Genomic DNA, 26,662 nt, shown 5'->3' with positions numbered 1-26,662 from the left:
TGGAACTCACGGGGAAGAAAAGAAGAGGCACTCGACGGTGAGGCCTGAGTCATACTCTAAGGTGACGCTCAGTATTCGCGCGTGATATGACGGCTATATATTACATTGCGAAGCGTAATAAGCCCAATGGAGGTCACGGATGGCCGACGAGAAGACCTTCGACCCGATCCTGCTGCGCACCTTCCTTGCGGTGGCCAACGGGCTCAGCTTCACCCGGGCAGCAGAGCAGCTCGGACTCAGCCAGCCCACGGTCTCACAGCACATCCGCCGGCTCGAGGAGTCTGCCGGACGGCAGCTGATCTCCCGCGACACCAGGTCGGTGTCGTTGACCGACAACGGTGAGGCGATGGCGGGTTTCGCCCGCACCATCCTGGCGGCCAATGACGAGGCGGTGTCGTACTTCACCGGGTCGGCGATGAGCGGACGACTTCGGTTCGGGGCCGCCGACGAGCTCGCCCTGAGCGAGCTGCCGACGATTCTGCGCGAGTTCCGGCAGCTCTACCCCCGGATCAACCTGGAGCTCACCGTCACCCAGAGTGGCATCCTCTACCGCCGGCTGATGGCCAACCATCTCGACCTGGTGTTCATCAACCAGGAGGCCGACAGCGACCGCGGCCGGATGGTGCGTCGCGACAGGTTGGTCTGGGTGGGGCTGGAGCGGACCCAGATCGACGAGAGCCAACCGGTCCCGTTGATCACCTACCACGCGCCCAGCTGGGGCCGGTCGGCAGCGATCGCAGCGCTCGAGAACGCCGGCCGGACCTGGCGGATCACCTGCAACACCCGTGAGATCAACGGCGTGCTGGCCGCGACCCGCGCCGGCATCGGGATCTGCGTACTGGCCCAGGGACGGGTGCCCGGCGACCTGCGCAACCTCAGCGGACGCTTCGGCCTGCCACCGCTGCCCGACGTCGAGATGGCCCTGGTGGCCAACCCGCTGTCGTCCCGCGAGCCTGTCGAGGCACTCAGCAAGGCCATCCTCAACCTGCCGTTGGCGCCGCTGCGACCGTGAGTCTCGGCCTTCGAGGAGCTGGTCGAAAGAAGGTTGGGTAGTGCGCGGCAAGCGGCTACGCTTAGGCCCGCCCGACCACGGAGGTCAGGGAGATGGCTGTAGCCGGCAGAACGCCGGCGACGAACGAGTGAGGTTGCAGTGCCAACAGGCAAGGTGCGGTTCTACGACTCCGAGAAGGGGTTCGGCTTCCTGACCAAGGAAGAGGGTGGCGATGTCTACGTGCGCGCCACTGCGCTGCCTCCTGGAGTGACCTCGCTCAAGCCCGGCCAGAAGGTCGAGTTCGGCGTCGTCGAGGGCCGCAAGGGTGAGCAGGCGCTGTCGGTGCGGCTGGTCGAGCTCCCGCCGTCGCTGTCGAAGGCCCAACGCAAGTCACCGGAGCAGATGACGGTGATCGTCGAGGACCTGATCAAGATGCTGGACGGTCTCGGCAACTCCTACCGGCGCGGCAAGCATCCCGATGCCAAGGTCGCGACCAAGGTCGCCTCGGTGCTCCGCGCGGTCGCCGACGAGCTGGAGCTCTAGCCCGAGCTCCGCTCCGTGCCTTCTGCTGAGGGCTCCTCCTGCGGCCGTGACTCGGCGTACGCTCAGGCTTAGTCAGCCCGGAGCCATTTGGAGGAGTCTCATGACGAACCACACCTACCGTGTCACCGAGATCGTCGGGACGTCCCCCGACGGGATGGACCAGGCCATCCGCAACGGCATCGCGCGCGCGTCGTCCACGCTGCGCAACATCGACTGGTTCGAGGTCACCGAGGTGCGTGGCCAGGTGGCCGACGGTGCCATCCAGCACTTCCAGGTGGGCCTGAAGGTGGGTTTCCGGCTCGAAGACGGCGAGTAGGCAGCCGGGATCCCACCAGCCACCCGCCCTGAGCCGGTCGAGGGGTGGATCGTGGGGGTGCCCTTCGCAGCCCGCTCGGTGGGCTCAGCCGCCGTCGGTGGCGAGACGTTCTGCGCTGAGTCGGCGGCGCCACGCCACCAGGGTCCAGGTGAGCACGCCGACCAGCAGAAAGGCGACGACGCCGAAGCCGACCTGGGGGATCAGCGGCAGGATGATGCCGAGTGCACCTCCGATGACCCAGGAGATCTGGAAGGCGGTCTCGGATCGGGCGAAGACGGAGGTGCGGACGACCTCCGGCACGTCGCGCTGGACCAGGGCGTCGTAGGAGAGCTTGGCCAGCTGTCCGCAGAGACCGGCCACCAGCCCCATCGCGATCACGGTGACGATGCCGTACAGGACAGCGGTGATGATCGCCATCGCCACGTCGACGCTGAGGACGGTCAGTCCGATCCGCTCCGGGGCCTTGTCCTTGAGCAGGTTGCCTGTCACGGTGCCGAGGCTGTTGCCGATCCCGGCGGCAGCGACGACGAGGCCGAGCAGCAGTGTGGGATTGACGTGTGAGATCGGCTGCTCACGGAGCATGAACGCCAGGTACAGCGTCAGGAAGCCGGTCATCAGGCGTGCTCCCAGGACGCACCGCAGACCCTGCAGCACGCTGGGCCGCAGGCTCCGGAACCGGCGCAGGACCCGGTGGCTGGGCGCCTCGTCCCCCGGCGCGGGCGGCAGCGCCAGCAGGCCGCCGATGTCGCGTTCGCCGGCCGAGGAGTCGACTCTGGCCGGCAGCAGAATGGACAGCACGGTGCCGCCGATGAAGACCGCGAACGCGAACCGCAGGGACCAGCTCGGTCCCAGCTGGGAGATGGCGGCGGCCAGTCCACCGCCCACCGCGGCCCCGGCGACGTTGGCCAGTGAGATGCGAGAGTTGGCGTTGACCAAGGTGAAGTCCTTCGGCAGCAGCCGCGGAACGGCCGAGGCGCGGGTCACGGTGAAGGCCTTGGATGAGACCAGGCAGCCGAGCGCAGCCGGGAACACCCACACCGAGCCGTTCACGATGGCGTCGGCCAGCACCCAGCAGAGGAAGCCGCGCAGGGCGCAGGTGACGCCGATCGCCCATCGGCGACCGTGCCGGAACCGGTCCAGGAACGGGCCGATGAACGGCGCCACGATCGCGAACGGCGCCATGGTCAGCAGCAGGAACTGGGCCACCTGCGGCCGCGCCTGGTCGGTCGGCAGAGTGAAGAACAACGTGCCCGCAAGCGACACCGCCACTGCCGCGTCACCCGCTGCCGAGACGAACTGCAGGTGGACCAGCTTGGCCAGCCCGGACTCGGCGGCGCCCTTGGAGCCGGTGAACTGGACCACCCTGGAGGCGCCGGCCCGGGCTCCTCGCCCCGCGAGGCGGGCGCCGGAGCCGATCACTGAGCCGGTCTTCGCGGCGGCGCGTTTCGACGTTGCGGCGGCCTGACGCGCCCGGAGCCTGCGGCTCGTGGACTCTTCACCGCCCCCCGCACCGGGCAGCCCACCGCCCTCCGCAGACCCGGCCCCCATGCCGGCTCCCGCACCGTTCCTGGTCCCCATCACTCCCATCCTGCCTCGCCCGCGTGCCCGTGATTCGCCGACCCACAACCTGGCTGCCAGAATAGGCCGCATGAGTAGTAACGCTCGGGCCAAAAGCATCAAACCGGACGCCATCTGCGCCGCCGCCATCGAGCAGGCGCGCGAGGCTGCCGTGGAGACGGCCGGAGTGATGGGCGTCGGTGACCACCTGGGCTGCACGGCCGAGGACGACCGGCTGCTGACGCACCACTTCGCCTGCCCGCACCCCGGCTATGTCGGGTGGGTCTGGTCCGTCACCCTCGTCCGGGCGTCCCGAGCGAAGGTGCCGACCATCAACGAGGTGGTGCTGCTGCCCGGTGAGGGTGCTCTGCGGTCGCCGGAATGGGTGCCCTGGGTGGACCGGATCGGACCCGGGGACGTGGTGCCCGGTCTGTTGATGCCGACCCCGGAGGGAGACCCTCGGCTGGAGCCCGGCTACACCGGCGGCGAGGCGGCAGCGGATGCTGACTCGGCGGAGCAGAGTGTCACCCGCGCCCTGGTCGCCGAGCTCGGCCTCGGGCGCGAGCGGCTGATGTCGCCGCTCGGACGTGACGAGGCGGCCGAGCGCTGGCTCGCCGGCGACGGTGGCCCGGACAACCCGATGACCAAGCAGGCCCCGGACGTGTGTGTGAACTGCGCGTTCTTCGTCCGGTTGAGTGGCAGCCTCGGTCGGCTGTTCGGCGTCTGCGCGAACGCCTATTCCCCCTCCGACGCCTCCGTGGTCAGCATCGACCACGGCTGCGGCGGGCACTCGAACGTCGTCTCCGACGACCGCGCGGTCGAACTGCCGCCGCCGGCGTGGGAGACCATCCAGTGGGATGAGCCGATCTCGCTCTTCGACTGAGGTCGTCCGCCACCGATCGGACGGGTCAGCAGTCAGGGCAGCGGTACGGGCTGCGGGGCGCTCGGCCCGCGGTATCGGGCGATCGGGCGGATGATCTTGCTGTCCCTGGCCTGCTCGAGGATGTTGGCGCACCAGCCGACGACCCGGCTGCAGGCGAAGGTCGGGGTGGACATCGACCGTGGGATGCCGCAGCGCTCCATCACGACGCCCGCGTAGAACTCGACATTGGCATACAGCCGTCGATCCGGCTTCAGCTCGGCCAGGGTCTCCACCACCGCCTGCTCGACCTGCACGGCGAACTCGACCTGCGCACCTCCGAACGAGGTCGCGATCGAGCGCAGCAGGGCCGCGCGGGGATCCTCGGTGCGGTACACGGCGTGCCCGAAACCCATAATGCGTTCCCCCGACGCCACCTTCGTGCGCACCCAATCCCGGGTGCGGTCCGGGGTGCCGATCTCGTCCAGTGCGTCGAGGGCCCGGTCGGGCGCGCCACCATGCAGCGGCCCGCCGAAGGCGCCGATCGCGGCGCAGATGGCGGAGCCCACGTCCGCCCCGGCCGAGGCGACCACCCGGGCGGTGAAGGTGGAGGCGTTGAAGCCGTGGTCGATGGTCGCGATCAGGTACTGGTCGATCGCCCGGGCCTCGGGCGGTGAGGGCACCTTTCCGGTGACCATGTACAGCCAGTTGGCGGCGACCGACAGGTCGGCTCGCGGCTGGAGCGGCTCCAGGCCCGCCCGGACCCGGTGCAGGGCGGCCAGAATGGTGGGGGTCACGGCCGAGACCAGCAGCGAGTCTGTGCGGCGCTGGTCCTCGCTGGATCCGTACAGCGGCGCCATGTCCCGGGCGCTGGCGATGAGCGACAGCGCGGTCCGCAGGCCCGCGAGAGCGTGCGGTTGGCGACCCGCCGAGGCAATCGGGCCCAGCGCCGGCAGCAGTTCGGCTGGCAGCACCCGCAGCGGCGCCACCTCTGTGCGGAAGCGCTCCCGCTCCTCGGAGTCAGGGAGATGGCCCGTCACGAACAGGTGCCAGACATCCTCGAAGGTGCGGTTCTCAGCGAGCTCGATCGCCGAGTACTGCCGGTAGTGGTAGAACCCCTCCAGCCCGCGGACGTCGCCGACCTCCGTCTCGGTCACCACAACGTTGTTCAACCCGCGGGGTGCCTCGATGACCTCCATGACCTGCTCCTCGTCTCTGGCGCTCCGGTGGCGCGCTCTGGCTGACTGAGGCTCCACTGTCCGTCTAGTATTGATTTCTGTCAATGTTGACGCAATCAATGTGAAGGAGTCCCGATGGTCGGTGAGCGGCCCGTCAGCAACGGCGAAGGCTCCTTTCTCAGCACCGCTCAGGCCGCCCGCCGGCTAGGGGTCAAGGAAGAGACCGTGTACGCCTACGTCAGTCGCGGGCTGCTCCGCAGCACGCGGGTGCCCGGCGTCCGGGGCAGCCTGTTCCCGGTCGGCGAGGTCGAGGCACTGGTGAGCCGCGACGGGACTCGGCGGGCCGTCTCGGGTGCCGTCGAGCGAATCAGAACCAGCATCACCCTGCAGGAGAAGGGCTCGCTCTACTACCGTGGGCGGGACGCCACCGAGCTGGCCGCACTGCCGTTCGAGCAGGTGGCCCAGTGGCTGTGGACGTCGGAGCTCTCCGGGCCCATGGCCTTCGCCGCCGTGCCCGACGTGGTCCGGAGGGCGGCGGAGGCGACTCGGCTGCTGCCGGACGACGCCCGGCTGATCGTCTGCATCCGCTTGATCGTGGACGTCGCCGGCGCCTGCGACCCGCTCCGCTTCGACCTCACCCCGCGCTCGGTCACCCGGTCCTCGGCCGCCCTGCTGGGCACGCTGGCAGCTGCAGTGGCCGAGGGGCTGGGGATCTCCGCTCCGGGCGAGGACGGCAGGCTGGCGGAGCGGCTGTGGCCCAGCCTCCGGCCAGGGAAGACCGCGGCAGCGGATCCCGCTCAAGTGGAGCTGCTCAACAGTGCGCTGGTGTTGCTGGCCGACCACGACCTGGCTGTGTCCACCCTCGCCGCCCGGGTTGCTGCCAGTGCCCGAGCGGATCTGTACGCCGTGCTGTCGGCCGGACTGGGGGCCATCGACGGTCCCTTTCACGGCGGCGCCACCTCGCGGGCGTTCCGGTTCATGACCGAGGCGCTGGCGAGTCCGGCCGACGCCCTGGGGGTCCGGTTCCGGGACGGGGTGGCCGTTCCGGGCTTCGGCCATCTGCTCTACGCGGGTCCGGATCCCCGCGCGGACTACCTGCTGGACCGGCTGCGACGCCTCGACGACCCAGCCGCACAGCGCGCCACCGCAGCGGCAGATCTGGTCATTGACCAGCTGGCCGAGCGGCAGGACCTGCATCCGAACACCGACTTCGCTCTCGCCGTACTGGGCCATGGGCTCGGGCTTCGGCCCGATGCCGGCGAGGCGATCTTCGCGATCGCCCGGATGGCTGGCTGGACGGCTCACGCCCTCGAGGAGTATCAGGAGCCGGAGCTCCGCTTCCGGGTGCCCGGGGTGTATGTCGGCAGCCGGCCGGGACCGGTGTCGCGGCCGGACTGACGCATCGTCGGTGAGGTGCTCGCTGACCTCGGCCGCGCGGAGAACTTCGATGTCGAAATCCGGGCTGGCACAATGCGTCCATGCCCCCGACCCAGAGACGCAGCGAACAAGAGGAGTATCGGGCCGCCGTCGCCTCCTATGTGGCCGCCATGCGCGGACGAGTCCGTCCAGCGGGTGGTGACCGCGGTGCACCGACTGTCGCGTCGGCTGAACCAGTGGTACGACCGGCAGCTGGCCGATCTGTCCGTCTCGGCGGGGGAGTGGGCGGTGCTCAGTGAGCTGGTCAGGAATGGGGAGACAGCGGCACTGACCCCGAGCCAACTGGCTGCGGCGACCAACATCGCCCCTTCGTCGATGACCCACCGCTTGGATCGGATGGTCGAACGTGGCCTGGTCAGTCGCGAGCCGGACCCCGGCAACCGAACCCGGGTGCTGGTGCGCTTCTCCGACGCCGGCTGGGAGCTCTTCGCCGCCGCGATCAAGGAGTCAAACCTGATGGAGTCCGATGTGGTCGCCGGCCTCACCGAACGCCAGCTGCAGACCCTCGCCTCCCTCCTCGAGCGGCTGATCGAGGGCATCGACAACGCCGTGGAGTGACCTCCCGTGCCCCCTGAGCCTGTCGAAGGGCGTGCCCTGAGCCTGTCGAAGGGCGGCACCCCTCGTACGGCAGCGTGTGGTTGTGAAACTGGCGTTCGAGCAGCCATACGCTGCCGTTCGGCATCCCCTTGGCTCTTCGACAAGCTCAGAGCACGGATAGCAGCAGAGGCGTACGGATACGTGTCCTGAGCCTGTCGAAGGGCGTGCCCTGAGCCCGTGGACACGTGCCCTGAGCCTGTCGAAGGGCGCCACCCCTCGTACGGCAGCGTGTGGTTGGGAAAATGGCGTTCAAGCAGCCGCACGCTGCCGTTCGGCATCCCCTGGGCCCTTCGACGAGCTCAGGGCACGGAAGGGAAATTCTGCCCATGGCCCATCGACGAGCTCAGGACGCGGCTGCTCTTCGAGAGGCTCAGAGGGCGGTCAGTCGAGGCGCTCGCCGGCGAGACGGCGGCGGCGTCGGTTCCAGCAGTAGAGGAGGCCGAGGAGGCCGAGGCCGAAGCCGCAGATGCCGACCCAGAGCCACCAGCCGTTGCCGCGGGCGACCAGAGCGTCGTAGAAGACGCCCATCAGGATGGAGGCCGCTGCGAACAGCACCAGTCCGACGGTGACCACATTGAGCCCGTCGACATCCAGCGCGGCCACGGGGGCCTGCACCAGCAGATGGTGCTTGGGCTCACTTGGTGGAGGCCCAGGAGACTCGGTCACATCGATAACTCTACGATGCCTCCCATGGTTACCAAGTCCCCCAAGGCTGCGGCCTCGCCGCGCGAGGTCGAACGGCAGATCGGGCCGATCGACTCCTACTTCCAGATCACGGCGCGCGGGTCGACGGTCGGTCGTGAGATTCGCGGTGGGTTGGTGACCTTCTTCACGATGGCCTACATCATCGCGCTGAACCCGCTGATCATCGGCACCGCGCCGGACAAGGCCGGCAACCTGCTGGGCGGGCTGCCGTTCAAGGACGCCGGTGGCCAGGTGATCGGCGCCAACGTGGACCACGCGATCACCATGGTCGCCGCCGCGACCGCGCTGGTGGCCGGCGTGATGACCATCCTGATGGGCGTGATCGGGCGGTTCCCGATCGGTATCGCGACCGGCCTCGGGCTGAACGCCCTGCTGGCGTTCGTGATCGCCCCGCAGATGACGTGGCCGCAGGCGATGGGCCTGATCGTCTGCGAGGGCGTGCTGATCTCGCTGCTGGTGCTGACCGGCTTCCGGACAGCGGTGTTCAGAGCGGTGCCGCGCTCGCTGCGGGCCGGCATCTCGGTCGGCATCGGCCTGTTCATCTCGTTCGTCGGGCTGGTCGACTCCGGTGTGGTCCGCAAGCCGGCGGGTGCGCCGCCGGTGGAGCTCGGCATCGGCGGCTCGCTGGCCGGCTGGCCGATGGCGGTGTTCGTGCTCGGGCTCTTCCTGGTGGCGTTCCTCTACGCCAAGCGGGTGAAGGGCGCGATCTTGATCTCGATCATCGTTGCCACCGTCGTGTCGGTGATCATCGAGCTTGCCGCCAAGGTCGGCCCCCGGTCGGCCTCCGAGGCGACCGGCTGGTCCCTGAACGTCCCGCAGTTCCACGGGGTGGCGGACAAGCCGGACCTGGGCCTGCTGTTCAAGGTCGACGTCTTCGGCGCCTTCAAGCCGGCGTTCCTCAACGGGTTCCACCCGCACCTGCTGCTGCCGCTGCTGCTGCTGGTGTTCGCCCTGTTGCTGGCCGACTTCTTCGACACCGTGGGCACCGTGGTCGCGGTCGGCGCCGAGGGGAACCTGCTCGATGAGAAGGGCAACCCTCCACACCTCGCCTCGATCCTGATGGTCGACTCGGTCGCTGCCGCCGCCGGTGGTCTCGGTTCGGTGTCGAGCAACACCTCCTACATCGAGTCAGCCGCCGGAGTCGGCGAAGGAGCCCGGACCGGCCTCGCCTCGGTGATCACCGGTATCGGCTTCCTGCTGGCGATGTTCTTCGCGCCGTTGATCAACATGGTCCCCTCTGAGGCGGCCACGCCGGCACTGGTGTTCGTCGGCTTCCTGATGATGAGCCAGGTGGTCAAGGTGCAGTGGGACGACATCGAGGAGGGGCTGCCCGCGTTCCTGACCATGGCGCTGATGCCCTTCACCTTCTCGATCACGGTGGGGATCGGTGCCGGGTTCGTCATGTTCGTGGTGCTCAAGCTGGTCCGGGGCAAGGCCAAGCAGGTGCACCCGCTGCTGTACGTCGTGTCGATCCTGTTCGTCGTCTACTTCGTCCAGGGCGTGCTCACCAGGCTGGTCAGCTGAGGCGGTGATCTCGACCGTCCGGGGGTCGCTCGCCACCCCCGGACGCCGCTACTAGGGTGTCTACTCATGGGACGTGCATACGCAGACAGACCGGTCCGGATCGGGATCCAGATTCAGCCTCAACACGCCGACTACGACGCCATCCGCCGGGCCGTCGCCGAGGCCGAGGAGCTCGGTGTCGACATCGCCTTCAACTGGGACCACTTCTATCCGCTCAGCGGTGAACCAGAAGGCAAGCACTTCGAGTGCTGGACCATGCTCGGGGCCTGGGCGGAAGCCACGGAGCGGATCGAGATCGGGGCACTGGTCTCCTGCAACACCTACCGCAACCCCGAGCTGCTGGCCGATATGGCCCGTACGGTCGACCACATCTCCGGCGGGCGGCTGATCCTGGGCATCGGTGCCGGCTGGTTCGAGAAGGACTACGACGAGTACGGCTACGAGTTCGGCACCGCCGGCTCGCGGCTGGCCGACCTGGCCGAGGCGCTGCCCAGGATCGAGAAGCGGTGGGCCAAGCTGAACCCGGCGCCCACCCGCGACATCCCGGTCCTGATCGGCGGCGGCGGGGAGAAGAAGACGTTGCGGATGGTGGCGAAGCACGCGACCATCTGGCACGGCTTCGGCGATCCCGAGACAATCGAGCGCAAGCACCGGATCCTCGACGAGCACTGCGCCGACGTGGGTCGCGATCCGGGTGAGATCGAACGCTCGACCGCGGCCCAGGGGTCACCCGACGAGATCGGCCCCCAGCTGCTCGAGCTCGGTACCCGCATGTTCACCGTCAGCGTCGGCGGTCCCGACTACGACCTCGGTCAGCTGCGCGACTGGATTTCCTGGCGGGACGAGGTCAACCGCGGCTGAGGCCGGCTAAGGCACCTTACGTGCCGTCGGACCGGATGCTCTCCGACCAAAGATCGGGCAGATGACCGATGCCCGTCCACCCGCCTTAGAACGAGGCTGGTCACATCAACCAAGACTGATGTGAGGACAGGACATGAGCATCACCGGTGACTACTGGTACCAGCAGGTGGCTACCCAGCGGACCCACGAGCTGCACGCGCAGGCCGACCATGACCGGCTGGTGCGGCGGGTCACGGCCGGGCGTCCGTCGTGGTGGCGTCGATTGTCGGCGACTCGCCAGCGGAGTCTGAACTCGATCCAGACAGCGGTCGGAGCGGGCAGTGGCCGAAGCGCCCGGCTTCGTCAGCGGCATGCGTCATCCTGAGACGCCCGCTGCTGCGGCCCCTCTCCGAGCGTGTGGGAGGGGCCGCCCACCGAGTCGCCGCTAGCTGCGCGAGGCGGCCAGGCTCGCCGAACAGGGCGCCCAGTGCGCGCACTGCGCGGGGCCGGTCGAACGGACCACCGGGCGCGTGCGAGCTCGACGGCTGGGCTCTCCGGGTCCACCCTGAGGATGAGCCAAGATCCTGCTGGGGACGGACTCCACCCAACAGTGCTCATGCCACGCTGGTGTCATCACCATCGAGGAGCGAGCGATGAGCAGGTTGAGCACGGAGATTCACCATCTGGTCGAGGACAGGACCCTCAGCAGCGCGCAAGGCGACCTGCTCCTGCATGCGGCGCAGGAGGACCTGCGTGAGGCGACCGGCGCGGTCCCGGCCACACCCGACCAGACAGCGACAGAGCACGCGGCCGCTCGGCGGAACGCGGTCCTGGAGGTCCTCGGCTATGTCGGCGGGGCCTTGTTGCTGGGCGCCATCATCTTCCTCTGCTTCCTGTTCTGGGGAGATTTGGGCCGGGCCGGTCGCAACCTTGTCGCTGTCGCAGCTGTGGTGGTCGCGATCGGTGGCGGGCTGGCCCTGGTGGGGCTCAAGGTCCGGCAGGAGCTCGGTCACGTACTGATCGCTCTCGGCTGCTATGCGCTGGGGTTTGCCTACTTCAACCTATTCACCGACCGCGACGGCATCGCCTCGTCTGCGGTGATCGTGCTGGCCTCGGTGGTCGGTGCCGTCGTCTTCCGCAGCGGCGCCTTCCTCTTCACCTTCTGGTCGGGCTCGATCCTGCTGGCGATCATGCTGCTCAACTACTGGAACGCCGACGACATCGCCTCGATGAACCTCCTGGGCAGCGGGTTCCTCGGCCTGGCGGCCGTGCTGGGGGCCAGCGGGTTCCTGCTGGCCAAGCCGTTCGCCTGGTCGCTCGCGGGGATCAGCGGCTGGGCCTCGGGTTGGGTCTGGTACATCAAGAGTGATGGTGGCACCTGGCTTGCGCTCACCGTGGCCACCGTCGTCGCCGCTCTGCTGCTGCTGGCCTTCGTCCGGATCCGCAACTATGCGCTGGCCATCATCGGCTGCCTGGTGATCTTGAGCCTGTGGCCGGCCTGCCTGTACCGGATCGTGGGCAGTGCCTTCGGCGTCGCCATCGGCCTGATCGCCGCCGGAGCCGTACTGATCGGCATCGTCATCGTGCTGTCCCGGCGTTCGCGTACCCAGATCCGACCCGGCACCGCGCCGCACCCACTGCCCCGATGACCGCACCTATTACCCTCCGCCGCATGATTGATTAGCATTTGTAATTAGCACTGCTAAATATCCTGGAGTATCCTGGACGGCAGTGAACACCAGAGACCTCAGAACCAACGCCGGCCTGGCGAGTGCGCTGCGCCCATCCGTGCAGCGGCTGTCACGGCGGTTACGGCAGATGCGGCCCGCGGAGCTCGACCTCAACTCCAACCAGATCTCGGCCATGGGCGTGCTGTACAACAACGGTGACCTGCTGATGGGTGAGCTCGCTGCCCACGAGAAGGTCAAGCCGCCGTCGATGACGAGGATCGTCAACGGGCTGGAGGCGCGCGGCTATGTGGCCCGCCAGGCGGACCCGAGGGACAAGCGCCAGTGCGTGGTGTCGATCACCGCGGCCGGCCGCGAGGTCATCCTCGCCGACAGGCGCCGCCGGGAGACCTGGCTGGCTCAGCGGATCGCCGAGCTGTCGCCGGAGGAACGGGAGATCCTGCGCCAGGCCGTGCCGATCCTGGAGAAGGTGAACCACGCGTGACGACCATCGCTGAGCCCACCAGCAAGGCCAAGACCCGCGGAATGTTCTCCGCGCTCCGCAACCGCAACTACCGCATCTACGTCTCCGGGTCGTTCGTATCCAACATCGGCACCTGGATGCAGCGGGTCGCCCAGGACTGGCTGGTGCTCGAGCTGTCCGGCGGCTCCGGGCTGGCGATCGGCATCACCACCGCCCTGCAGTTCCTGCCGATGCTGCTCTTCTCGGCGTACGGCGGCCTGATCGCCGACCGCTTCGACAAGCGGGCGATCCTCAAGGTCACCCAGGTCTGGATGGCCCTGTGCGCCGGCGTGCTCGGGGTCATGGCCATCACCGGTGTGGCGGTGGTCTGGCACGTCTACCTGATCGCCCTGCTGTTCGGCATGGGCACCGCCTTCGACAATCCGTCGCGGCAGTCGTTCGTCTCGGAGGTCGTCGGGCCGGAGGACCTGCCGAACGCGATCGGGCTCAACTCCGCCACCTTCCACGCCGCGCGCATCGTCGGACCCGCCGCCGCCGGCCTGGTGATCGCCGCCTTCGGCTCCGGCTGGGCGATCCTGTCCAATGCCGTCACCTACGCAGCCTTCATCGCCGTACTGGTCCTGATCGACCCCAAGCGGCTGTTCATCTCCCCACCGGCGGTGCGGGCGAAACGGCAGATCCGCGAGGGCCTGGTCTATATCCGTGGTCGTTCGGACATCATGCTGGTGCTCTTCGTGGTGTTCTTCGTCGGCACCTTCGGCATGAACTTCCAGATGACGTCGGCCCTGATGGCCCAGCAGCAGTTCCACCGTGGCGCCACCGAGTATGGGATGCTCGGCACCTTCATGGCCTTCGGCTCGTTGGCCGGCGCCCTGCTGGCGGCTCGGCGCCGATCCGCTCCCCGGGGCCGGTTCATCGTCTGCATGGCCGTCGCGTTCGGTGTGATCGAGGTCGCCTCCGGGCTGATGCCGACGTACTGGACATACGCCGCCAGCCTGCCGATCACCGGCCTGGCCGCGCTGCTGACCCTGACCGCGTCCAACGCCTGCATCCAGCTGAGCGTCGACCCGCAGCTCCGCGGCCGGGTGATGGCCATCTATGCCATGGTCCTGATGGGCGGTACGCCGATCGGCTCGCCCATCCTCGGCTGGGTGGCCGAGGTGGCCGGCCCCCGGTGGACTCTGATCGGCGGTGGTGCGCTGTCCACGATCGGGGTCATCGTGTCCGCCATCGTGCTGGCCCGTCGCCAGGGACTGAACATCGCCCCGGTGCTGCGTCCCCGGCCCCACTTCGAGATCCACCGCCGGGCGGCCTGAGCCCCGTCCCTGGGTGCCTGGTTTCGCTGGGCCGGTGTCGGTTTCCCAAGCTAGGCCGGTGTCGGTTTCCCAAGTCGACTTGGGAAACGGTCACAGGACCAGGCGAATTTCCCTGGCCCAGTGACAGGATCCTTGGCTGCGTCGCCGCGGCGGGCCCGCCTGTGCCCCTCTTCCGGTGGGGCCCGGCCCGCGAGGGGCTGTCGGCTGTCGGGGCGCTATGGCACAGTCGGCCTATGACCGATGCTCGCCCGACCTGGCTCCCTTTCGACCGTTACCTCGAGCTCATCGAAGCCGACGCTCACCGGCTGCTCGATGTCGCGAGCCGGGACCTCAATGCCGCTGTCCCGGGCTGCCCTGACTGGACCGTCACCGACCTCTGCCGCCATCTCGCCGAGGTGTACGCGCACAAGATCGCCTGTATGGCCGCAGGCGCCCCGCCGAAACCGTGGCCGTTGCCCGAGTTTCAGATCGGCGAGCCGCTGCAGCTGTTGGCGCGCGAGTCGACGGCCATCGTCGAGGCGCTGCGGTCGCGGGACCCGGCCGACAGCACCTGGACCTGGTTGCCCGCCGACCAGACGGTCGGGTTCTGGTATCGGCGAATGGCCCAGGAGACCGCCGTCCACCGGGTTGACGGCGAACAGGCGGTCGGGGAGCAGACGGCGATCGACGAGGCTCTGGCCGTGGACGGCGTGGACGAGTTCCTGGGGTGCATGCTCGGCGGGCCGTGGTGGACCGACGGTGACTACAGCGCCACCAACGCCACGGTCAGGGTGGAGACCGGGAGTCACGGCTGGTACGTCCGCTGCGCCAGCGCAGCGGTGGAGGTGCGGTACGGCGACGCCGATGCAGAGGTGGACGCCACCATCGCCGGCGAGCCGGAGCAGCTGCTGCTGGCCTTGTGGGGGCGCACGCCCTTGCTCGAGTTGGTCGTCGACGGAGACCCGGAGGCGGCGGGGCGCTTCGCCGGGCGGGTCCAACTCTGCGGCGATTGAGGCGGCGCTTCGACGGGCTCCTTCGACAGGCTCAGGACGGGGTCAGGGCGCGGCCCCTCGACAAGCTCCTTCGACAGGCTCAGGACGGCGTCAGGGCACGGCCCTTCGACAGGCTCAGGGCGCGGCGTTCGACAAGCTCAGGGCACGGGCCCATCGACAAGCTCAGGGCACGGCGTTCGGTGGCCCTTCGACAGGCTCAGGGCACGGGCCCTTCGACAAGCTCAGGGCGCGGGTCCTTCGACAGGCTCAGGACGGCGTCAGGGCGCGGGCCCTTCGACGGGCGCGGGACGGCGGGCAGGGGCTTGGGCGGTTCAGTAGTCTCGCTGCATGAGTGCACCGGTCGTGACGGTACGGGGGGAGGCGACGCTGGAGGGGTCACCGGACCTGGCCACCCTGTGGGTGACGGTGTACGCCGGCGGGAGTTCGGCGGAGCGGACCCGGGCGGCGCTCGCCACGGCAGCCGGTCGGACCCAGGATCTGGTCCGGGAGTACGAGGCGGCCGTCGAGGAGTCGAGCACCAGCGGCTTCCAGGTCGCCCCGGTCTTCGACCGTCGCGGTGAGGTCAAGGCGGGCCGCTTCCGGGGCTCCTTCACCAGTACGGTCGTTGTCAAAGACTTCGAGGCGCTGTCCCCGCTGGTGCTGGCCCTGGCCCAGGTGCCGGAGAGTGAGGTGAGCGGACCGAACTGGTCGCTGCGCCGCACCAACCCGATCTTCGCCGCCGTCAGGCTGGCAGCCATCGACGAGGCCCTGCGTCGCGCCGACGATTACGCGGCAGCCTTCGGCACCTCCGTCGTCGACCTGCTCGAGGTGTCCGACCTGGAGCCCGGCTATCCGGCACCGACGATGCGGTCGATGGCGTTCATGACCAAGGGTGCCCCGGAGGCCGCGCCCGAGTTCGACTTCGAACCGGCGAAGCAGACCGTCTCGGCGCAGGTCACCGTTCGCTGCACCCTGGCGCCCCCCGACCTGGCGGCCCTCCGGCAGGGCCGTCCCGACTCGCCCGGCGCGTCGGCAGCCACCCGGTGATGCCTCATCCACACAGTGAACGCCGTTTCGGCGCTCCAACCATCAGCCGATAGCCTCACATCCATGTTCACGAAGGTCCTGGTCGCCAATCGCGGTGAGATCGCAGTACGCGCATTCCGTGCTGCCTACGAACTGGGTGCGAAGACGGTGGCCGTCTTCCCCTACGAGGACCGCAACGCTGTCCACCGAATCAAGGCCGACGAGGCGTACATGATCGGGGAGAAGGGCCACCCCGTCCGGGCCTACCTCGACGTCGACGCCATCGTCCGGGCGGCGGTGGAGTGCGGCGCCGACGCGATCTACCCCGGCTACGGCTTCCTGAGTGAGAACCCTGAGCTGGCGGCCGCCTGCAGCCGGGCCGGAATCACCTTTGTCGGCCCACCGCCCGCGGTGCTCGAGCTGGCCGGCAACAAGGTGCGGGCGCTGGCCGCGGCCAAGGCCGCCGGCATCCCGACGCTGGCTTCCTCCGCACCCTCGTCTGACATCGACACGCTGGTAGCCGCGGCCGATGAGGTCGGCTTCCCGGTCTTCGTCAAGGCAGTGGCCGGCGGCGGTGGCCGGGGGATGCGCCAGGTGAACGAGCCGGCGCAGCTGCGGGAGGCGTTGGCGCAGGCGATGCGCGAGGCTGAGGGCGCCTTCGGCGACCCGACCGTGTTCATCGAACAGGCGGTCGGGCGGCCACGGCACATCGAGGTGCAGATCCTCGCGGACAACGAGGGCAACACGATCCACCTGTTCGAACGTGACTGCTCCATCCAGCGTCGGCACCAGAAGGTCATCGAGATCGCTCCGGCGCCGCACATCGACCCGGCTCTGCGCGAGGCGCTCTGCGCGGACGCGGTCACGTTCGCCAAGTCGCTCAACTACTCCTGCGCCGGCACGGTCGAGTTCCTGGTCGAGACCGAGGGCCCACGGGCCGGCCAGCACGTCTTCATCGAGATGAACCCCCGGATCCAGGTCGAGCACACCGTCACCGAGGAGATCACCGACGTCGACCTGGTCCAGGCCCAGCTGCGGATCGCCTCCGGCGAGACACTGGCCGACCTGGGCCTGAGCCAGGACATCATCCGGATCAACGGCGCTGCGCTGCAGTGCCGGATCACCACCGAGGATCCCGCCAACGGCTTCCGCCCGGACACCGGCACCATCACCGCCTACCGGTCCGCCGGCGGCGCCGGGGTGCGACTGGACGGTGGCACCGCCGCCACCGGCGCCCAGATCAGCCCGCACTTCGACTCGATGCTGGTGAAGCTGACCTGTCGTGGCCGGACGTTCGAGGCGGCCGTCGCGCGCGCCCGGCGAGCGCTCGCCGAGTTCCGCATCCGCGGCGTCAGTACCAACATCCCGTTCCTGCAGTCGGTGCTGGACGATCCCGACTTCATCGCCGGCGACCTGTCGACGGCGTTCATCGAGCAGCGTCCGCAGCTGCTGTCCTCCCGTGCCCCCGCCGACCGCGGCACCAAGCTGCTGCAGTGGCTGGCCGAGGTGACGGTCAACAAGCCCCACGGCGAGGCGCCGACCAGGCTCGACCCCAGGGAGAAGCGTCCCACCCAGGTCGATCTGCAGCAGCCGTCCCCGGCGGGCTCGCGGCAGCGGCTGCTGGAGCTGGGACCGGTCGGCTTCGCCACCGACCTGCGGGCCCGCACCTCGGTGGAGGTCACGGACACCACCTTCCGCGACGCCCACCAGTCGCTGCTGGCGACCCGGGTGCGGACCAAGGACCTTCTCCGGATCGCTCCGTACGTCGGACGGATGACGCCCGAGCTGTTGTCGGTGGAGTGCTGGGGCGGGGCGACCTACGACGTGGCGCTCCGCTTCATCAACGAGGACCCCTGGGAGCGGCTCGCGGCGCTGCGCTACAACATGCCGGGCCTGTGCCTGCAGATGCTGCTGCGCGGCCGCAACACGGTGGGCTACACGCCCTACCCGACCAAGGTGACCAGCTCGTTCGTGGAGGCGGCCACCGAGGCCGGCATCGACATCTTCCGGATCTTCGACGCGCTGAATGACGTCGAGCAGATGCGGCCGGCGATCGAGGCGGTGCTGGAGACCAACACCACCATTGCCGAGGTGGCGCTCTGCTATACGGCCGACCTCACCAACCCGAACGAGAAGGTCTATAACCTCGACTACTACCTGCGGCTGGCCGAGAAGATCGTCGACGCCGGTGCGCACATTGTCGCCATCAAGGACATGGCCGGGCTGCTCCGGCCGCCGGCCGCCCGTACGTTGGTGACGGCGCTGCGCGCGAGGTTCGACCTTCCGGTGCACCTGCACACCCACGACACCGCCGGCGGGCAGCTCGCCACGCTGATGTCGGCCATTGACGCCGGTGTCGACGCTGTCGACGTCGCCAGCGCGCCGATGGCCGGGACCACCTCGCAGCCGCCGGCCTCTGCCCTGGTCGCCGCATTGGAGAACACCGAGCGGGCGACCAACCTGCAGCTGCGCCAGGTGATGGACCTGGAGCCCTACTGGGAGGCCGTGCGGAAGGTCTACAAGCCGTTCGAGTCGGGTCTGCCGAGCCCGACCGGCCGGGTCTACGACCACGAGATCCCGGGCGGTCAGCTGTCCAACCTGCGCCAGCAGGCGAGGGCCCTCGGGCTGGGGGAGAAGTTCGAGCAGATCGAGGCGATGTACGCGGCCGCCAACGAGATCCTCGGTCGCCCCACCAAGGTGACCCCGTCGTCGAAGGTGGTCGGGGACCTGGCGCTGCACCTGGTGGCGGTCGGTGCGGACCCCAAGGATTTCGCCGAGAACCCGTCCAACTACGACATCCCCGAGTCGGTGATCGGCTTCCTCGCCGGCGAGCTGGGCGAGCCGGCCGCGGGTTGGCCGGAGCCGTTCCGGACCAAGGCGCTGAAGGGTCGCACCATCCCGGTCCGTGAGGTCGACCTGTCCGCCGAGGACGAGGCCAACCTGGACAAGGGCGGTCGGACGCGTGAGGTCACGCTCAACCGGCTGCTGTTCCCCGGACCGGCCAGGGAGTTCGAGGCCGGACGGGAGATGTACGGCGACGTCGGCCGGCTCAACACGCTCGACTTCCTGTACGGCCTGCGGCCGGGCGACGAGCACGTCGTGCGGATCGGCCGCGGTGTCAGCCTCATCCTCGGTCTCGAGGCCATCAGCGAGGCCGACGAGCGCGGGCTGCGGACGGTGATGTGCACCATCAACGGCCAGCTCCGTCCGGTCCGGGTCCGGGACAAGTCGGTCAAGGTCGACATCGTGGCCGCCGAGCGGGCCGACACCTCCAGGCCCGGCCAGGTGGCGGCACCGTTCGCCGGGGTGGTCAGCGTGACGGTGGCCGAGGGCGACAAGGTCGAGGCCGGCGCGACGGTGGCCACCATCGAGGCGATGAAGATGGAGGCGGCCATCACCACCCCGATCGCCGGAACCGTCCAGCGGCTCGCGCTCCGATCCGTCCAGCAGGTCGAGGGCGGCGATCTGGTGCTGGTCATCGATCCGGCCTGAGGCGATGGGCAGCTCCCTCGGCTCGCGGCTCCGCTCCTGGCTCGCCGGTCGGCGCCGGCCGACCCTGCCGCCGGCCGGTGGCGCCCGCCGCAACCCGACCCAGCGGACGGGCCAGCGACTCAGCTACGAGCCCCGGTTGGACGGCCGCCCCGACCCCGGCGAGGTCGTCTGGGCCTGGGTGCCGTACGAGGACGATCCGACGCAGGGCAAGGACCGGCCGGTGCTGCTGGTCGGCCGGGCCGGGACCACGCTGCTCGGGCTGCAGCTGACCAGCAAGGACCACGATCGGGACGCCGCCCAGGAGGCTCGCCAGGGCAGGCTGTGGATGGACGTCGGCAGCGGCAGCTGGGACGGTCAGCGGCGACCGAGCGAGGTACGGCTCAACCGGGTGCTGCACCTCGACCCCGGCAGCATCCGTCGCGAGGGGGCCGCCCTCGACCGGCGGACCTTCGACGCCGTGCTGGCCGCAGCCCGGCCCTACCTGCACGCCTGAGGGCGGGCACTCAGCGCGGGCACTCTGAGCACAGGGACCTCTGAGCGCGGGCACTCTGAGCACAGGGACCTCTGAGCACAGGGACGTCCGGGCCCGGAGACGGTCGAACCCGCCCGGCGGAAGCCGAGCGGGTTCGCACCAGAGGTGTTCCTGCGACGGACCTCAGCCCAGCGAAAGGGCGGTCCAGGACACCGGCGGCAGGGTGACGACGATGCTGCCGTCGTCGCCGGTCAGGGTGTCGATCGACTTGGTGCCGACCCGCTCCTGCTCGGCCGCGGTGTTCTTGGCGTACGGATCGTTGTCGCTCAGCGACTGGGCGTCCAGCACCCTCACCGCGCCGAGGGTCCGGGCGTCGATGGTGACCTCGGTCGGCTCCGACTGGTTGCGGTTGACCAGGAAGACCGCGGTCCTGCCGGTCTCCGCGTCATGGGTGGCGACCGCATCCAGCTGGCTCACCTCGCCGTACGCCTCGGTGGCGTAGGTGGGGGCGTCCAGCTTGACCTCCAGCGCGTTGCCGCGGGCCAGCTGTGAGGTCAGTGCGAACGGGAAGAAGGTGGACTGCCGCCAGGCCGGACCCCCGGGCTCGGTCATGATCGGCGCGATCACGTTGATCAGCTGGGCCAGCGAGGCGGAGGTGACCCGGTCGGCGTGCTTCAGCAGGGAAATCATCAGGTTGCCGAAGACGACCGCGTCGGCCACCGAGTAGACGTCCTCGAGCAGCCGGGGCGCCACCGGCCAGTTGTCCAGGCCCTCGATCTTGTCCACGTCCTGATAGCGGCTGATGTACCAGACGTTCCACTCGTCGAAGGAGATGTTGATCGTCTTCTTGCTGTTCCGGACGGCCTTGACGTGGTCTGCGGTGGCGACCACGGTCTCGATGAAGTGGTCCATGTCGACCGCCGAGGCCAGGAAGCTGCCCAGGTCGCCATCGCGTTCCTGGTAGTAGGCGTGGCAGGAGATGTAGTCGACGTCGTCGTAGGTGTGGCTCAGCACCTCACGCTCCCAGGAGCCGAACGTCGGCATGTGCGCCGACGACGACCCGCAGACGACCAGTTCGATCGAGGGGTCCAGCTGGCGCAGGGCCTTCGCGGTCTGCGAGGCGAGCTTGCCGTAGTCCTCGGCCGAGCGGTGGCCGAGCTGCCAGGGCCCGTCCATCTCATTGCCCAGGCACCAGATCTTGATGCCGAAAGGATCGGTCCGGCCGTTCGCGATCCGCTGCTCGGACAACGCACTGCCACCCGGGATGTTGGCGTACTCCAGCAGATCAAGGGCCTCCAGCGTGCCCCGGGTGCCGAGGTTGACCGCGAGCATCAGCTCGCTGTTGATCTTGGACAGCCAGGAGGCGAACTCGTGCAGGCCGATCTCGTTGGTCTCGGTGGAGTGCCAGGCCAGGTCGAGTCGGCGGGGCCGCTGCTCACGCGGCCCGACGCTGTCCTCCCAGCGGAAGCCGGAGACGAAGTTGCCGCCGGGGTAGCGGACGGTGGAGACGCCCAGCTCCTTGACCAGCTCGATGACGTCGGTCCGGAAGCCCTCCTCGTCGGCGCTGGGGTGACCTGGCTCGTACAGCCCGTCATAGACGCAGCGGCCGAGGTGCTCCACGAACGAGCCGAACAGGTTGCGGTTGATCGGTCCGACGACGAACGCGGGATCGAGGGTGAGGTGGGCCTTGGACATGATGCCTTCCGGTCGATTACAACGTTAGAAGAATTCTGGAGGCAGTCGCGTTCCGCGTCAAGAGGCGCGCCTACCCCGATCGGGACTCAGTGGGCCCAGAACCCGACCAGATCCGGGACCGGGCGGGCGAGGGACTGAGCCACGTCGGCCCAGGGCCGGAAGCCGTCCAGCCAGCTGATCAGGGCGGCCAGCATCTCCTGCTGCTCTGCCGTCTTCACCTCGGGCATCGCGGCCCGATAGGCCGAGGCCATGGCCAGCGCCTTCTCGTACGGGTGGTAGCCGACCGTGAGGCCCGGCACCGGCACCAGATTGACGCTGGTGGTGGAGCTGAGCAGGTGCCGCAGGCCGACCGCGGCCGAGACGCCGCCCCGCGCCAGGGCGAAGTCGAGGTCGTCCAACGCCTGCGGGGTCAGGGCCATCCTGGTGGCCCCCCACGCCGACCCCGACACCAGCACCTCCAGCGCCCGCCAACTCGCCGCCGTCCGGTCGGGCGGGATGTAGGCGCCGGATACCAGGACGTCAACGTCGTGCGGGGTCGGGGCCGTCGGGGACATCACGGGCGCGGCCGGCACCCGCCGGAAGATGGGGCCCAGCTTGCCGATCAGACCGGTCTTCTGCGCGACCGCCGGCGGGGCCAGCACCTTGGTGGCGATGCCACGCAGCCGTTCCGCCTCCTGCGGAGGTGCGCCGAAAATGCCCCGTACCTCGTCGATACCGATGGCGTACAGCCTGAGCTCACCCATACAGGACACCGTAACCGAGGCGAAGTTTCACGAGCCATAGTGTGTACCCATGAACCCCCGGGCGCGTCGGCTGATCGTCTCGGGGCTGCTCGGAGCGCTGATGTTCATCGTCGTCGTCGCCGCGCTGTGGAAGTGGATGGTCGGCTGACCGCGCCAGGAAAGGTGTCGGTCGTCGCGACGGCTGGGGCGATCGCGTACGCTCCCTGTGCGGGAACCCTGCAGGACGGGACTCGTCGGGTGGAGGACAGGGGAAAGATCACCGATGGCAGCAGCGAGGCGCCGGGCCGCCGCGGCCCTGCTGCTGCTCGGCCTGCTGCTGCCGACCGTGTTCGCGCCCACCCCTGCTGCCGCCGAGGTGACGCCGGTCTTCACGATCAAGGACAAGCGGATCGCCGAATCCTCCGGCTTGGCCACTGACACCGGTCGCGGGCTCTACTGGACGGTCAACGACTCCGGCGGCGGCGCCGTCGCCTACGGACTGGCCGACGACGGTTCCGTCCAGGGCACGCTGAGCTTCCGTGCCGACGTCCGGGACGTCGAGGCGGTCGCCGTCCACGACAACCACCTCTATGTGGCCGACATCGGCGACAACAACGCCTCGCGGAACTTCGTCACCGTGTACGTGTTCAACGACCCGACCCCGGACAACCGGACGGTCAGCTATCAGTCGTACGACTTCCGCTATCCCGACGGGCCGCGGGACGCCGAGACGCTGCTGATCAACTCGGCGGGCAGGCTGTTCCTGGTCAGCAAGGAGGGCAAGGGCGGCATCTACGCGGCCCCGGCACAGCCGTCTCGGCAGGGGGTCAACCAGCTGCAACGGGTCGGCGACGCACCGGCCTACGTCACCGACGGGGTGGTGCTGCCCAGCGACGGCCGTCTGGCTCTGCGCACGTACGTCTCGCTCGAGGTGATGGACGCCGGCAGCTATGACGTCACCGCCCGGGCCGCGCTGCCGTTCCAGCCCCAGGGTGAGTCGATCACCACCACGCTCGACGGCAGGGCCCTGCTGGTCGGCAGTGAGGGCACCAGCTCAGCGGTCTATCGGATCCCGATCCCCACCAAGGTGGCCGCGGTCCCGTCCGGCAGCGCCTCACCGCCCAGATCCGCGGCACCCACGACCGCGCCGGCCGACCCCGGGACGACCCCGCCGGCCAGCGGTTCGGACACCGAGGGACGCAGCCGGCGCGGCACTCTGCTGGCGCTCGGGCTGGCCGCCGCCCTGGCCGTCATTGCCGGCGTGATCGTTTTCGCCGCCCCCAGCCGTCGCCGCCGGTAGCCGCGCTCCGATCCTTCGACGCCGTTGACCGCTCAGGGGGTGTGGAGGCGCTCCAGCGTCCAGTCGATGCAGCCGCACAGGGCGGAGATGTCGTCGGGCTCAACGTTGGGGAACATCCCGATCCGCAGCTGGTTGCGGCCGAGCTTGCGGTAGGGCTCGGTGTCGACAATGCCGTTGGCCCGCAGTACGGCGGCGAGCTGCTTGGCGTCGACACCGTCAGCGAAGTCGATCGTGCCGACGACAGGGGAGCGAGAGGCGGGGTCGCTGACGAACGGGGTGGCCACCGGCGACCCCTCGGCCCAGGCGTACAACCGCTGGGAGGAGGCGCGCGTCCGGGACGAGGCGAAGTCCAGGCCGCCTTGCCGGTTCAGCCAGTTCAGCTGGTCCTCGAGCATGATCAAGGTCGCGATCGCCGGCGTGTTCAGCGTCTGGTTCTTGACCGAGTTGTCCAGCGCCACCTCCAGGCTCAGGATCTCCGGAATCCAACGCTCGGTGGCCGCGATCTGGTGCACCCGCTCGATCGCGGCGGGCGACAGGAAGGCGAACCAGAGGCCGCCGTCCGAGCCGAGGCTCTTCTGCGGGGCGAAGTAGTAGACGTCGATCGAGGCCAGCTCGACCGGTACGCCGCCCGCGGCCGAAGTGCCGTCGATCACCACCAGGGCGTCCGCGTCAGCCCCGGCGATCCGGCCGATCGGGGCGATCGCGCCGGTCGAGGTCTCGTTGTGCGCCCAGGCGTAGACATCGGCACCGGGGGTGGCCTCGGGCAGCACCACCGAACCGGCTGGGACCGTCCGCACAGCCGGCTCGGCCAGGTGCGGCGCCCGACCGGCCGCCTTGGCGAACTTCGCCGAGAACTCGCCGAAGCTCGCATGGGCGCTGCGGTGCCGGATCAGGGACGAGACGGCCACGTCCCAGAACGCCGTCGAGCCGCCGTTGCCGAGGACCACCTCGTAGCCGTCGGGGGCGGCGAACAGCTCGCGCAGGCCGTCCCGCACCCGACCGACCAGGTCCTTCACCGGTGCCTGCCGGTGCGAGGTGCCCATCAGGCCGGCCCCGGACCCGGCCACCGCGGCCAGCGTCTCGGGCCGGACCTTGGCCGGGCCGCAGCCGAAGCGCCCGTCGGCGGGCAGCAGGTCGGTGGGGATCTGAAGCATGGTCACGGCTGGGATTCTGCCACGGCGACCGATGCCGCCCTGTCGCCACTCGGCAGTTGAGAGTCGCTCGCATGGGTGCACTCGCTCCTCGGACGCCGATGTTGCACACTGGGCCCATGAGCCCAGATCTGGCCGCCGAACGGGTCGACTATGCCGGTGATCATCTTCTCGAGACGGCTGCGCCGGCCGATCCGTTCGAGCTGTTCCGCAGCTGGCTGGCCGATGCCTTCGACGCCCGGGACGAGGGCGTGCTGGCCGAGCCGACGGCGATGGTGGTGGCGACCGTCGCCGACGGCCGGCCGGCCGCCCGCACCGTACTGCTCAAGGAACTTGATCACGCAGGCTTCGTCTTCTTCACCAACTACGACTCCCGCAAGGGCCGTGAGCTCGACGCCAATCCCTTGGTAGCGCTGCATTTCGGTTGGTATGCGCTGCACCGCCAGGTCCGGGTCGAGGGCAGCGTCGCAGCCGTGTCTCGGGCCGAGTCGGAGGCGTACTTCGCCAGCAGGCCACGGGGTTCGCAGCTGGGGGCCTGGGCGTCGGCACAGTCCCGCGAGGTGGCTGGGCTCCAGTCCCTGCTGGACTCCTATGCCGAGGTCGAGCGACGGTTCGAGGGCGTTGAGGTCCCGTGCCCGGAGCGCTGGGGCGGCTTCCGCGTCTGGCCCGAGATGATCGAGTTCTGGCAGGGACAGCCCAGCCGGATGCACGACCGGCTGGTCTATCGCCGCGACGGCGACGGCTGGGGCCTCGTCCGGCTCGCTCCCTGACGCTCCCGACCTCGACCGTGCAGACGGTCGTCACTCCAGGCAGGCCTCCGACAGCCTGCACAGTGCGACCACGGTCTGCACGGACGCCTCCGTGGCCGCGGAGGGGACTCAGGCGAGGTCGTTGAGGTCGATGCGTACGGCCAGGAACTGCTCCCCGAACGCGCGCAGCACCCGTAGCCGCGGATCGGGCACCGGAAGCACTCGCGGCTGCACCAGCGGGCGCAGCGGCGCGAGCCTCGGATCGGCCAGGACGGCGCTGACGGCGGGCCCGTCGCCGCCGGTCACCAGGGCCTCCAGCCGGGGCAGCTCGGGCAGCAGCAGTGCCGCCGCCTCGTCGGCCGCCTCGGCATAAGCCTTCCTCGACTGGTTGTCGCGTCGTCGCGCATAGCGCTGCTGAGACCAGCCGCCGGCCTTGGTGCGGCCCTGGACGTACGCCGAGCCGACCTTGGAGGACACCAGCCGATGACCCTCGAAGACACCCACCGCGAAGCCGCCCCTGCGGACCAGCAGGCAACCGACCCGACGGTCGGTCAGCACATGGTCAAGCACGGACCTCTCGCAGTCGACCTCCGGGGCTGCCAGCGTCGGGAACGGGAGATGCACCCAGGCCCGGGCTCCGTCCTGGGCTTCCAACGCGAGCTCGTCGCCGCTACGGAGGGATCGGGTCGGCCCGTGCCGGTCGCGGAACCCGTCGAGCCAGGGACCCAACCGGTCACGGGCGATCGTGACCTGACGTGCCCGCTCGGTGCTGATGACCTCTCCTCGGTGGTGACCGGCCCCGACTGCTGTGCCGAAGGACCGTCCAGACGGACAAACCCGCGAGCCTCTCGGTGCTGCCGGTCAGGCTGCGGTGCAGTCGTCTCCGGATCAGTACCGGCCGGTGGACAATACCGGCGGCTCGCGGGTTCGGGTGTTGGCTGTGGATTAGCCGGCCGCTCTGGACCAGTTCATCAACAGGTTGGCGGCTAGCTGGCCGTCACCTCACATGTCCAAAAGTCACTCATTCTCTGGACCACCTCCTTTCCGTGTGCATCTAAGGTAGGCGGCGA

At 69.3% G+C, this 26,662-nt stretch carries 25 protein-coding genes; 18 read left to right on the top strand and 7 right to left on the bottom strand.

Annotated features, from left to right (window positions below):
* Positions 1–139 precede the first annotated feature (139 nt).
* The 3 genes from JOE57_RS05645 (at position 140) to JOE57_RS05635 (ending at position 1,850) form a co-directional block, all read left to right on the top strand.
* Positions 140–1,012, top strand: coding sequence for a LysR substrate-binding domain-containing protein (locus tag JOE57_RS05645; protein ID WP_204916778.1), 873 nt, complete (start codon positions 140–142; stop codon positions 1,010–1,012).
* A gap of 138 nt (positions 1,013–1,150) precedes the next feature.
* Entirely contained in the window at positions 1,151–1,534 is a 384-nt protein-coding gene (locus JOE57_RS05640; protein WP_204916777.1) for a cold shock domain-containing protein, read from the top strand.
* A gap of 100 nt (positions 1,535–1,634) precedes the next feature.
* Complete coding sequence (locus JOE57_RS05635; protein ID WP_204916776.1) at positions 1,635–1,850, top strand: dodecin; 216 nt, start codon at positions 1,635–1,637, stop codon at positions 1,848–1,850.
* Positions 1,851–1,934: 84 nt separating this feature from the next.
* Here the strand turns inward: JOE57_RS05635 and JOE57_RS05630 are convergent, their stop codons facing one another.
* Positions 1,935–3,428 (bottom strand): MFS transporter, encoded by a 1,494-nt coding sequence (locus JOE57_RS05630; RefSeq protein ID WP_239578854.1) that lies wholly within the window; start codon positions 3,426–3,428, stop codon positions 1,935–1,937.
* A gap of 61 nt (positions 3,429–3,489) precedes the next feature.
* Here JOE57_RS05630 and JOE57_RS05625 point away from each other — a divergent pair, with 61 nt between their 5' ends.
* The gene (locus JOE57_RS05625; protein WP_204920253.1) at positions 3,490–4,290 is read left to right on the top strand and encodes a DUF3027 domain-containing protein; all 801 of its coding nucleotides are present in this window, start codon (positions 3,490–3,492) and stop codon (positions 4,288–4,290) included.
* A 32-nt stretch (positions 4,291–4,322) separates the two neighbouring features.
* Here JOE57_RS05625 and JOE57_RS05620 read toward each other — a convergent pair whose 3' ends face one another.
* Complete coding sequence (locus JOE57_RS05620; protein ID WP_204916775.1) at positions 4,323–5,465, bottom strand: citrate/2-methylcitrate synthase; 1,143 nt, start codon at positions 5,463–5,465, stop codon at positions 4,323–4,325.
* A 114-nt stretch (positions 5,466–5,579) separates the two neighbouring features.
* Here JOE57_RS05620 and JOE57_RS05615 point away from each other — a divergent pair, with 114 nt between their 5' ends.
* Both JOE57_RS05615 and JOE57_RS05610 read left to right on the top strand, forming a co-directional pair.
* Entirely contained in the window at positions 5,580–6,842 is a 1,263-nt protein-coding gene (locus JOE57_RS05615) for a citrate synthase (protein ID WP_204916774.1), read from the top strand.
* Between the two features lie 138 nt (positions 6,843–6,980).
* Positions 6,981–7,439 carry a MarR family winged helix-turn-helix transcriptional regulator gene (locus tag JOE57_RS05610; protein WP_204916773.1) on the top strand — a complete coding sequence of 153 codons (459 nt, stop codon included), beginning with the start codon at positions 6,981–6,983 and terminating at the stop codon, positions 7,437–7,439.
* Between the two features lie 420 nt (positions 7,440–7,859).
* Here the strand turns inward: JOE57_RS05610 and JOE57_RS05605 are convergent, their stop codons facing one another.
* The gene (locus tag JOE57_RS05605) at positions 7,860–8,144 is read right to left on the bottom strand and encodes a DUF2530 domain-containing protein (RefSeq protein WP_338041178.1); all 285 of its coding nucleotides are present in this window, start codon (positions 8,142–8,144) and stop codon (positions 7,860–7,862) included.
* A 24-nt stretch (positions 8,145–8,168) separates the two neighbouring features.
* Between JOE57_RS05605 and JOE57_RS05600 the strand changes: the two genes are divergently transcribed.
* The 10 genes from JOE57_RS05600 to JOE57_RS05555 all read left to right on the top strand — a co-directional run bounded on the left by JOE57_RS05600 (position 8,169) and on the right by JOE57_RS05555 (position 19,996).
* On the top strand, positions 8,169–9,707 hold the full coding sequence (locus JOE57_RS05600) for an NCS2 family permease (protein WP_204916772.1): 1,539 nt from the start codon (positions 8,169–8,171) through the stop codon (positions 9,705–9,707).
* Positions 9,708–9,773: 66 nt separating this feature from the next.
* A complete protein-coding gene (locus JOE57_RS05595; RefSeq protein WP_204916771.1) occupies positions 9,774–10,568 on the top strand; it encodes an LLM class F420-dependent oxidoreductase in 795 nt (264 codons plus the stop codon).
* 133 nt (positions 10,569–10,701) lie between these two features.
* Complete coding sequence (locus JOE57_RS05590) at positions 10,702–10,932, top strand: hypothetical protein (protein WP_204916770.1); 231 nt, start codon at positions 10,702–10,704, stop codon at positions 10,930–10,932.
* 268 nt (positions 10,933–11,200) lie between these two features.
* Entirely contained in the window at positions 11,201–12,196 is a 996-nt protein-coding gene (locus tag JOE57_RS05585; RefSeq protein WP_204916769.1) for a DUF2157 domain-containing protein, read from the top strand.
* Between the two features lie 82 nt (positions 12,197–12,278).
* Positions 12,279–12,719, top strand: a complete 441-nt coding sequence (locus tag JOE57_RS05580) for a MarR family winged helix-turn-helix transcriptional regulator (protein ID WP_338041177.1) — start codon at positions 12,279–12,281, stop codon at positions 12,717–12,719.
* The gene (locus JOE57_RS05575) at positions 12,716–14,014 is read left to right on the top strand and encodes an MFS transporter (RefSeq protein WP_338041176.1); all 1,299 of its coding nucleotides are present in this window, start codon (positions 12,716–12,718) and stop codon (positions 14,012–14,014) included. The genes JOE57_RS05580 and JOE57_RS05575 overlap by 4 nt, the downstream gene beginning before the upstream one ends.
* Before the next feature lie 233 nt (positions 14,015–14,247).
* A complete protein-coding gene (locus JOE57_RS05570; RefSeq protein WP_204916768.1) occupies positions 14,248–15,006 on the top strand; it encodes a maleylpyruvate isomerase family mycothiol-dependent enzyme in 759 nt (252 codons plus the stop codon).
* A 327-nt stretch (positions 15,007–15,333) separates the two neighbouring features.
* The gene (locus JOE57_RS05565) at positions 15,334–16,032 is read left to right on the top strand and encodes an SIMPL domain-containing protein (RefSeq protein ID WP_204916767.1); all 699 of its coding nucleotides are present in this window, start codon (positions 15,334–15,336) and stop codon (positions 16,030–16,032) included.
* A gap of 63 nt (positions 16,033–16,095) precedes the next feature.
* Positions 16,096–19,503 carry a pyruvate carboxylase gene (locus JOE57_RS05560; RefSeq protein WP_204916766.1) on the top strand — a complete coding sequence of 1,136 codons (3,408 nt, stop codon included), beginning with the start codon at positions 16,096–16,098 and terminating at the stop codon, positions 19,501–19,503.
* A gap of 4 nt (positions 19,504–19,507) precedes the next feature.
* Positions 19,508–19,996, top strand: a complete 489-nt coding sequence (locus JOE57_RS05555; protein ID WP_204916765.1) for a type II toxin-antitoxin system PemK/MazF family toxin — start codon at positions 19,508–19,510, stop codon at positions 19,994–19,996.
* Positions 19,997–20,158: 162 nt separating this feature from the next.
* On the opposite strand, the gene arfA is transcribed toward JOE57_RS05555, so the two are convergent.
* Entirely contained in the window at positions 20,159–21,670 is a 1,512-nt protein-coding gene (arfA, locus tag JOE57_RS05550) for an arabinosylfuranosidase ArfA (protein WP_204916764.1), read from the bottom strand.
* An 86-nt stretch (positions 21,671–21,756) separates the two neighbouring features.
* A complete protein-coding gene (locus JOE57_RS05545) occupies positions 21,757–22,413 on the bottom strand; it encodes a DUF7691 family protein (RefSeq protein WP_204916763.1) in 657 nt (218 codons plus the stop codon).
* A 262-nt stretch (positions 22,414–22,675) separates the two neighbouring features.
* Between JOE57_RS05545 and JOE57_RS05540 the strand changes: the two genes are divergently transcribed.
* Entirely contained in the window at positions 22,676–23,692 is a 1,017-nt protein-coding gene (locus JOE57_RS05540) for an SdiA-regulated/phytase-like domain-containing protein (protein ID WP_204916762.1), read from the top strand.
* A 32-nt stretch (positions 23,693–23,724) separates the two neighbouring features.
* On the opposite strand, the gene serC is transcribed toward JOE57_RS05540, so the two are convergent.
* The gene (serC, locus tag JOE57_RS05535; RefSeq protein WP_204920248.1) at positions 23,725–24,846 is read right to left on the bottom strand and encodes a phosphoserine transaminase; all 1,122 of its coding nucleotides are present in this window, start codon (positions 24,844–24,846) and stop codon (positions 23,725–23,727) included.
* 116 nt (positions 24,847–24,962) lie between these two features.
* On the opposite strand from serC, the gene pdxH reads away from it, so the two are divergent.
* Positions 24,963–25,613, top strand: a complete 651-nt coding sequence (gene pdxH, locus JOE57_RS05530) for a pyridoxamine 5'-phosphate oxidase (protein WP_204916761.1) — start codon at positions 24,963–24,965, stop codon at positions 25,611–25,613.
* 108 nt (positions 25,614–25,721) lie between these two features.
* On the opposite strand, the gene JOE57_RS05525 is transcribed toward pdxH, so the two are convergent.
* The gene (locus tag JOE57_RS05525) at positions 25,722–26,336 is read right to left on the bottom strand and encodes an acVLRF1 family peptidyl-tRNA hydrolase (RefSeq protein ID WP_338041394.1); all 615 of its coding nucleotides are present in this window, start codon (positions 26,334–26,336) and stop codon (positions 25,722–25,724) included.
* Positions 26,337–26,662 lie beyond the last annotated feature (326 nt).

This window comes from Microlunatus panaciterrae (assembly GCF_016907535.1).
GTDB lineage: Bacteria > Actinomycetota > Actinomycetes > Propionibacteriales > Propionibacteriaceae > Microlunatus > Microlunatus panaciterrae.
Note: the sequence above shows the minus strand (reverse complement) of the source record. Positions and strands in the feature narration are given on the sequence as shown.

What these genes read in the sequence shown, in the direction of transcription:
- JOE57_RS05585 (WP_204916769.1), top strand. Translation starts at nt 11,201, where the DNA reads ATGAGCAGGTTGAGCACGGAGATTCACCATCTGGTCGAGGACAGGACC.
- pdxH (WP_204916761.1), top strand. Translation starts at nt 24,963, where the DNA reads ATGAGCCCAGATCTGGCCGCCGAACGGGTCGACTATGCCGGTGATCAT.
- JOE57_RS05630 (WP_239578854.1), bottom strand. Translation starts at nt 3,428, where the DNA reads ATGGGGACCAGGAACGGTGCGGGAGCCGGCATGGGGGCCGGGTCTGCG.
- JOE57_RS05620 (WP_204916775.1), bottom strand. Translation starts at nt 5,465, where the DNA reads ATGGAGGTCATCGAGGCACCCCGCGGGTTGAACAACGTTGTGGTGACC.
- JOE57_RS05600 (WP_204916772.1), top strand. Translation starts at nt 8,169, where the DNA reads ATGGTTACCAAGTCCCCCAAGGCTGCGGCCTCGCCGCGCGAGGTCGAA.
- JOE57_RS05565 (WP_204916767.1), top strand. Translation starts at nt 15,334, where the DNA reads ATGAGTGCACCGGTCGTGACGGTACGGGGGGAGGCGACGCTGGAGGGG.
- JOE57_RS05635 (WP_204916776.1), top strand. Translation starts at nt 1,635, where the DNA reads ATGACGAACCACACCTACCGTGTCACCGAGATCGTCGGGACGTCCCCC.
- arfA (WP_204916764.1), bottom strand. Translation starts at nt 21,670, where the DNA reads ATGTCCAAGGCCCACCTCACCCTCGATCCCGCGTTCGTCGTCGGACCG.
- JOE57_RS05610 (WP_204916773.1), top strand. Translation starts at nt 6,981, where the DNA reads ATGTGGCCGCCATGCGCGGACGAGTCCGTCCAGCGGGTGGTGACCGCG.
- JOE57_RS05545 (WP_204916763.1), bottom strand. Translation starts at nt 22,413, where the DNA reads ATGGGTGAGCTCAGGCTGTACGCCATCGGTATCGACGAGGTACGGGGC.
- JOE57_RS05540 (WP_204916762.1), top strand. Translation starts at nt 22,676, where the DNA reads ATGGCAGCAGCGAGGCGCCGGGCCGCCGCGGCCCTGCTGCTGCTCGGC.
- JOE57_RS05555 (WP_204916765.1), top strand. Translation starts at nt 19,508, where the DNA reads ATGGGCAGCTCCCTCGGCTCGCGGCTCCGCTCCTGGCTCGCCGGTCGG.
- JOE57_RS05560 (WP_204916766.1), top strand. Translation starts at nt 16,096, where the DNA reads ATGTTCACGAAGGTCCTGGTCGCCAATCGCGGTGAGATCGCAGTACGC.
- JOE57_RS05570 (WP_204916768.1), top strand. Translation starts at nt 14,248, where the DNA reads ATGACCGATGCTCGCCCGACCTGGCTCCCTTTCGACCGTTACCTCGAG.
- serC (WP_204920248.1), bottom strand. Translation starts at nt 24,846, where the DNA reads ATGCTTCAGATCCCCACCGACCTGCTGCCCGCCGACGGGCGCTTCGGC.
- JOE57_RS05615 (WP_204916774.1), top strand. Translation starts at nt 5,580, where the DNA reads ATGGTCGGTGAGCGGCCCGTCAGCAACGGCGAAGGCTCCTTTCTCAGC.
- JOE57_RS05645 (WP_204916778.1), top strand. Translation starts at nt 140, where the DNA reads ATGGCCGACGAGAAGACCTTCGACCCGATCCTGCTGCGCACCTTCCTT.
- JOE57_RS05590 (WP_204916770.1), top strand. Translation starts at nt 10,702, where the DNA reads ATGAGCATCACCGGTGACTACTGGTACCAGCAGGTGGCTACCCAGCGG.
- JOE57_RS05595 (WP_204916771.1), top strand. Translation starts at nt 9,774, where the DNA reads ATGGGACGTGCATACGCAGACAGACCGGTCCGGATCGGGATCCAGATT.